This is a genomic window from Microbacterium sp. UBA837 (genome assembly GCF_002296025.1).
Classification (GTDB): Bacteria; Actinomycetota; Actinomycetes; order Actinomycetales; family Microbacteriaceae; genus Microbacterium.
The window spans coordinates 1-5,680 of sequence record NZ_DBHD01000123.1 but is presented as its reverse complement, the minus strand read 5'-3'; the positions used below and the strand labels follow the sequence as shown (position 1 = coordinate 5,680).

General features: G+C 67.3%; 6 protein-coding genes. 5 read left to right on the top strand and 1 reads right to left on the bottom strand.

Annotated features, from left to right (window positions below):
• Window positions 1–146 precede the first annotated feature (146 nt).
• Window positions 147–707 (top strand): TetR/AcrR family transcriptional regulator, encoded by a 561-nt coding sequence (locus B3587_RS09275; RefSeq protein ID WP_228178537.1) that lies wholly within the window; start codon window positions 147–149, stop codon window positions 705–707.
• Between the two features lies 1 nt (window position 708).
• Here the strand turns inward: B3587_RS09275 and B3587_RS09270 are convergent, their stop codons facing one another.
• Complete coding sequence (locus B3587_RS09270) at window positions 709–1,767, bottom strand: SDR family NAD(P)-dependent oxidoreductase (protein ID WP_292728067.1); 1,059 nt, start codon at window positions 1,765–1,767, stop codon at window positions 709–711.
• A gap of 188 nt (window positions 1,768–1,955) precedes the next feature.
• Here B3587_RS09270 and B3587_RS09265 point away from each other — a divergent pair, with 188 nt between their 5' ends.
• From B3587_RS09265 to B3587_RS09250, 4 genes are all read left to right on the top strand, one after another.
• Window positions 1,956–2,990, top strand: coding sequence for an iron-siderophore ABC transporter substrate-binding protein (locus B3587_RS09265; RefSeq protein WP_292728065.1), 1,035 nt, complete (start codon window positions 1,956–1,958; stop codon window positions 2,988–2,990).
• Window positions 2,987–4,033 (top strand): FecCD family ABC transporter permease, encoded by a 1,047-nt coding sequence (locus tag B3587_RS09260; protein ID WP_228178540.1) that lies wholly within the window; start codon window positions 2,987–2,989, stop codon window positions 4,031–4,033. Before B3587_RS09265 ends, B3587_RS09260 begins: the two co-directional genes overlap by 4 nt.
• The gene (locus tag B3587_RS09255) at window positions 4,030–5,100 is read left to right on the top strand and encodes a FecCD family ABC transporter permease (protein ID WP_292728062.1); all 1,071 of its coding nucleotides are present in this window, start codon (window positions 4,030–4,032) and stop codon (window positions 5,098–5,100) included. Before B3587_RS09260 ends, B3587_RS09255 begins: the two co-directional genes overlap by 4 nt.
• Window positions 5,101–5,141: 41 nt before the next feature.
• The coding region (locus tag B3587_RS09250) for an ABC transporter ATP-binding protein (protein ID WP_292728060.1) at window positions 5,142–5,680 on the top strand (539 nt) is incomplete at its 3' end.

The window sequence follows — 5,680 nt, the reverse complement described above, 5'->3', positions numbered from 1 at the left end:
TGTCAGAAGACAACCGAAAGCGTCGATCATTGCGGCGATATATGCGGAATCCGCAGATGCGACGCGTCTTCGCGGAGGAAATCAGAACCGTGTGGTTCGCAGGTGGGCCTCCTCCTGGCGAGAGGGCGACGTGCGACCATGGGGGGATGAGCCTGCCCGAACACGCGCCAGCCTCCAAGCGGGCGATCTGGGAGGCTGCGCAGCGTCTATTCGCCGAGAACGGCTACGCGCGGACCTCGGTGCGCGAGATCGCAAGCGAGGCATCCGTTGACCCGGCACTGGTCATCCGCCACTTCGGCTCGAAAGAACAGCTCTTCATGGAGACCATGGAGGTGCAGGTCGCGGCTACTGCCTTCGAGGGTCCGCTCGAGACCCTCGGTGAGCGGTTCATCGCTTTCATCCTCGATGACGACGCTGACATTCGCGGCATTTATCTGGCGCTCCTGCGAGCCAGCGATTCCGGCGGCATCTGGACCCACCTGCGAGCCGCGCACGAGGAGGGATTCGTGCGGCCGTTCCGCGCACGGATCGCAGCGTCGCCTGCTCATGCGGCGGATGCCGACACGCGTGCGCGGATGGCTGCCGCCGTGGTCGGCGGCCTGCTCTACAGCCTGTGGGTGGTGCGCGATGAGGGTCTCGCGCATCTGGAGCGCGAGACCCTCATCGGCCGCTACGGAGCGCTGCTACAGGCAGCGATCACCGGCTGAGCTAGATCGCCGACCAGCCGCCGTCAGACGGCAGGATGACGCCCGAGACGTTTGTCGCGTCATCGCTCAGCAGCCACGTGATGGATGCCGCGAGCTGAGCGGGCTCGGCGATCGGCGGCAGGATCGTCATCGCGAGCCCGACGCGCTCCTGGCCGAGTTCGGAGGCGAACGACGCCTCGATTCCGGTAGCGACCGGCCCCGGAGCGACCGCGTTCACGCGAATATTCTTTGCCGCGTACATGAACGACGTGCTTTTGGTGAGGCCTACGACGGCGTGCTTCGAGGTCGTGTAGGCAAGGCCCGCAGCTGAGCCGCGAAGCCCCGCCTCGGACGCCACGTTCACGATCGATCCGCCGCCGGCCTCGAGCATGAGGGGGAGGACCGCGCGAGTGAGTCGGAAGGTCCCCTCGACGTTGACAGCCATGACGCGCGACCAGACGGCGTCGCTCACTTCGTGCAGCGGCGTCATGTCATCCATGATTCCCGCGACGTTCGCAAGCCCGTCGACGCGTCCGTCGGCTGCCGCGACGATCTTCGCGATCGAGTCCTCCGAGGTGATGTCGCCGGCAACCGCGACAGCGCCGGGCATCTCGGGGACCGCCGCATCGAGGCGCTCCTGCGAAATGTCGACAGCGACGACCTTCCCGCCTTCGGCTGCAACACGGGCAGCCACCGCGCGTCCGATTCCCGAACCGGCGCCGGTCACGATGACCGTCTTGCCATCGAATCGGCCGGGCGTGATGCGCTCGACCCACGGGGCCGCCATCGGGGGAGCGGGAGGCTCGTCCTCGTCATCCTCGCCATCGTCGTCAGCTGCAGGCGCAGCGGCCAATGCGCTCGGGTCGTTGGCGCGACGAACCATATCGTCGATCAGCTCTTGCGACATCCGTCCGCCGCTCATCGAGGCAACGCGTTCGAGCGAGAAGAGTTTGACGGGGGCCAGTGCCGACTCGGTCTGACCGCCCTGCGCGAGCAGATCGCGCAGGATCGGGCCGCCGACGGGATGCTTCAACCACGCGCCGATCGATGATTTTGCGCTGAGTGCCTTGTCTTTGGCCATGTCTCCTCCTTGAGTCGATCGCGGTTTCGGGACCGCGTGATCCCAGTCTAGAGAAGGAGTCAACAAAGTTGACAGGGTGCGCTGGAAGAACCTTCAGATTTCGGGATGGTTCTGCTCCGAGGTAGGTTAGGCAAGGCTTACCAATTCGAGAGTGAGCCCTTCCACAGCAGCCCACGAAAGGAGCGCCCGTGCGCGCCTCCCGTCTCATCGCCCTCGGCATCGCCGTGGCCCTGACCGGTTCCCTTGCCGCGTGTTCGTCCTCGACGGATGCCGGGACCACCGACACCGAATCGACCGAAACCGGTGCCTTCCCTGTCACGATCGAGCACGCCTACGGCGAGACCGTCATCGAGCAGAAGCCCGAGCGGGTCGCGACAGTCGCCTGGTCAAACCACGAGGTACCCCTGGCGCTGGGCGTCGTTCCGGTCGGCATGAGCAAGGCGACCTGGGGTGACGACGACGGCGACGGTGTGCTGCCCTGGGTCGAAGACAAGCTCGAGGAACTCGGCGCCGAAACCCCCGTTCTGTTCGATGAGACCGACGGAATCGACTTCGAGGCCGTGGCAGACACGCAGCCTGACGTCATCCTTGCCGCGTACTCGGGGCTCACACAGGAGGACTACGACACCCTGTCGAAGATCGCGCCCGTCGTCGCTTATCCCGAGGTCGCCTGGGGTACCTCGTACGAAGACATGATCCGCATGAACTCCGCCGCACTGGGGCTCTCGGCCGAAGGTGACGAGCTCATCGACGAACTGCACGAAACGGTCTCGGCCTCGCTGAACAATTACCCCGAGCTCGACGGTGCGCGGGTGCTGTTCAGCTACATCGATCCGTCTGACTTCAGCCAGATCGGCTTCTACACCAGCCACGACACCCGTCCCGGGTTCCTCGAGAGCATCGGCTTCCCGGTGCCCGAGATCGTTGCCGAAGAGTCAGCTGCCACCGAGGAGTTCTACACCTCGGTCAGCGCCGAAGAGGCAGACCGCTTCGCGGATGTCGACGTGTTCGTCACCTACGGCGACCCCGGCAGCGACATCGTCGAGCAGCTGCAGGCTGATCCGCTGCTCTCGCAGATCCCGGCGATCGCGAACGGTTCGATCGTCGTGCTCGAGAACAGCACGCCGCTGGCGGCATCCGCGAACCCGTCGCCGCTGTCGATCGGCTGGGGCGTTGACGACTACTTCGCTCTGCTCGCCTCCGGAGTCTCCGCACAGCAGTGACCACCCTCCACGCGCCCGCACCGGTACCGGCCGTCGCCTCGCTGCGACGATCGGTATCGGTGCGCGTCGCGTGGCTGATCGCGAGCATCGCCCTCCTCGTGGTGCTCGCCGTGGCATCCGTCGCCTTCGGGGTCGCCGACGTGAGTCCCGCCGATCTCGTTGCGGGCCTTTCCGGCAACGCCTCCTCGATCGAGTCAGCAGCGGTCATCAAACGGATGCCGCGCACCGTGCTCGCGATCCTCGTCGGCGCCTCGCTCGCCCTCGCGGGCGCGAGCATGCAGGCAGTCACACGCAATCCACTGGCCGACCCCGGCATCTTCGGGGTCATGAGCGGTGCGGCACTGGCCGTCGTTGCCGGACTCGCGTTCTTCGGCATCGTCGACCCGTACGGCCAGATGGGCCTCGCGATCCTGGGAGCTGCCGCAGCGGCGATCTTCGTCTACGCCGTGGGCTCGCTCGGGCGCGGGGGAGCGACACCGCTCAAGCTCGCGCTGGCAGGCGCCGCGACCGCGGCTGCCCTCGCCTCACTCGTGAGCGCCATCTTGCTGCCGCGCATCGATGTGATGTCGACCTTCCGGTTCTGGCAGATCGGCGGCGTCGGCGGCGCCGAATGGGACCGCATCGCCGTGGTCGCGCCCGCGCTGCTGATCGGTGCCCTGATCGTGTTCGCGACAGCGCGCGGCCTGAACTCGCTCGCGCTCGGCGACGACCTGGCAGCGGGACTCGGCGAGCACGTGTCGCGCACGCGGCTGATCTCGTCGGCAGGTGCCGTCATCCTGTGTGGCGCAGCAACCGCGATCGCCGGCCCGATCGCGTTCGTCGGTCTCGTCATCCCGCACCTCGTGCGGCTGCTCGTCGGACCCGACCACCGCTGGCTGCTGCCGCTGTCGGCGATCGGCGGCGCCGTGCTGCTGCTTGCCGCCGACATCGTCGGTCGCCTGGTCGCCAAACCCGAAGAGATCGAAGTCGGCATCGTGACCGCCCTCATCGGAGCACCGGTGTTCATCTGGATCGTCCGCCGTCAGAAGGTGCGCGAGCTATGACCGCCACCCTTATCCCCACGGCTACCCCCGCCGCGGTCTCGACGACCGCCGCCGCGATCGCTCGCGGTCGCCGCATCCGCCGCCGCCGTTGGACCGTGATCACCGCGATCCTCGCCGTGATCGTCCTGGCCGTCGTCGCCATCAGCACGATGGTCGGGCACACCTTCTATACGCCGGTCGACGTCGTGCGCGTCATCCTCGGCGAAACCGTGCCCGGAGCATCCTTCACCGTCGGTGAGCTGCGCCTGCCGCGCGCGCTGCTCGCCCTCTTCTCAGGCTTCGCGTTCGGGATGGCGGGTGTGACGTTCCAGACGATGCTGCGAAACCCGCTCGCCTCGCCGGATGTCATCGGCATCAGCGCCGGTGCGAGCCTTGCCGCGGTGACCGGCATCATCGTCTTCTCGCTGAGCGACATCGCTGTCTCGGTCGTCGCCCTCATCGGCGCTGTGGTCACCGCCGGCGCGATCTACCTGCTGGCAAACCGCGGCGGGTTCGCCGGCGCCCGGCTCATCCTCATCGGCATCGGTGTTGCCGCGATGATCCAGAGCCTCATCGCCTATCTGCTCTCAGGCGCCGCCGAATGGGACCTGCAGGCCGCGATGCAGTGGCTCTCGGGGAGCCTGAACAACGCATCGTGGGAACGCCTCGTGCCGCTCGTCATCGTGATGCTGCTCGTCGTGCCGGTCATGCTCGCCCGCAGCGGTGATCTCGACATCTTGCGCCTCGGCGATGACTCTGCCGAGGCCCTCGGCCTGCGCGTCTCGCCCACCCGCGTTTTGTTCATTCTCGGTGCCGTCATCCTGCTGGCCTTTGCCACCTCGGCAACCGGGCCCATCGCGTTCGTCGCGTTCATGGCGGGTCCGATCGCCGCGCGGTTGCTCGGCCCCGGACCCTCGCTCCTGCTGCCGGCGGGCCTTGTCGGGGCGCTCCTGGTGCTCGTTGCCGACCTCGTCGGCCAATGGGCTTTCGAATCGCGCTACCCGGTCGGGGTCATCACCGGCATCCTCGGCGCGCCCTACCTCGTCTATCTGTTGGTGCGCACGCACCGGTCGGGAGGACCCCTGTGAACCCGCCTCTTGGAACCACGCTCCTGCCGGATGCTGTCCCTGTGGCCCCTGCATCGGTCGATCCGGCACCGGTGCCGGGTTCGGTCGGCCACCGGCTCGCCGCCGAGGGCCTCGCGCTCGCGTACGGCGACCGCACGGTCGTCAGTGACCTCGACCTGCAGATTCGCACCGGCGCGATTACGACGATTGTCGGGGCCAACGGATGCGGCAAGTCGACGCTTCTGCGCGCGTTCGCGCGTCTGCTCCCGCCGCAGGCCGGGCGGGTTGTGCTCGATGGCCGTGAGATCCACCGCACTCCGACGAAGCAGATCGCGTGCGAGATCGGCCTGCTGCCGCAGAATCCCATCGCGCCCGAGGGAATCGCCGTCGCCGACCTCGTGGGCCGGGGACGGCATCCGCACCAGGGCATGCTCGCCCGCTGGAGCGCCAAGGATTATCAGGTTGTCGCGGAGTCGCTGGAGGCCACCGACATCGCAGACCTTGCCGACCGCTCGGTCGATGAGCTCTCGGGTGGGCAGCGTCAACGCGTATGGATTGCCATGGCACTCGCGCAAGAGACCGGCATCCTGCTGCTGGATGA

What these genes read in the sequence shown, in the direction of transcription:
- B3587_RS09255 (WP_292728062.1), top strand. Translation starts at nt 4,030, where the DNA reads ATGACCGCCACCCTTATCCCCACGGCTACCCCCGCCGCGGTCTCGACG.
- B3587_RS09270 (WP_292728067.1), bottom strand. Translation starts at nt 1,767, where the DNA reads ATGGCCAAAGACAAGGCACTCAGCGCAAAATCATCGATCGGCGCGTGG.
- B3587_RS09275 (WP_228178537.1), top strand. Translation starts at nt 147, where the DNA reads ATGAGCCTGCCCGAACACGCGCCAGCCTCCAAGCGGGCGATCTGGGAG.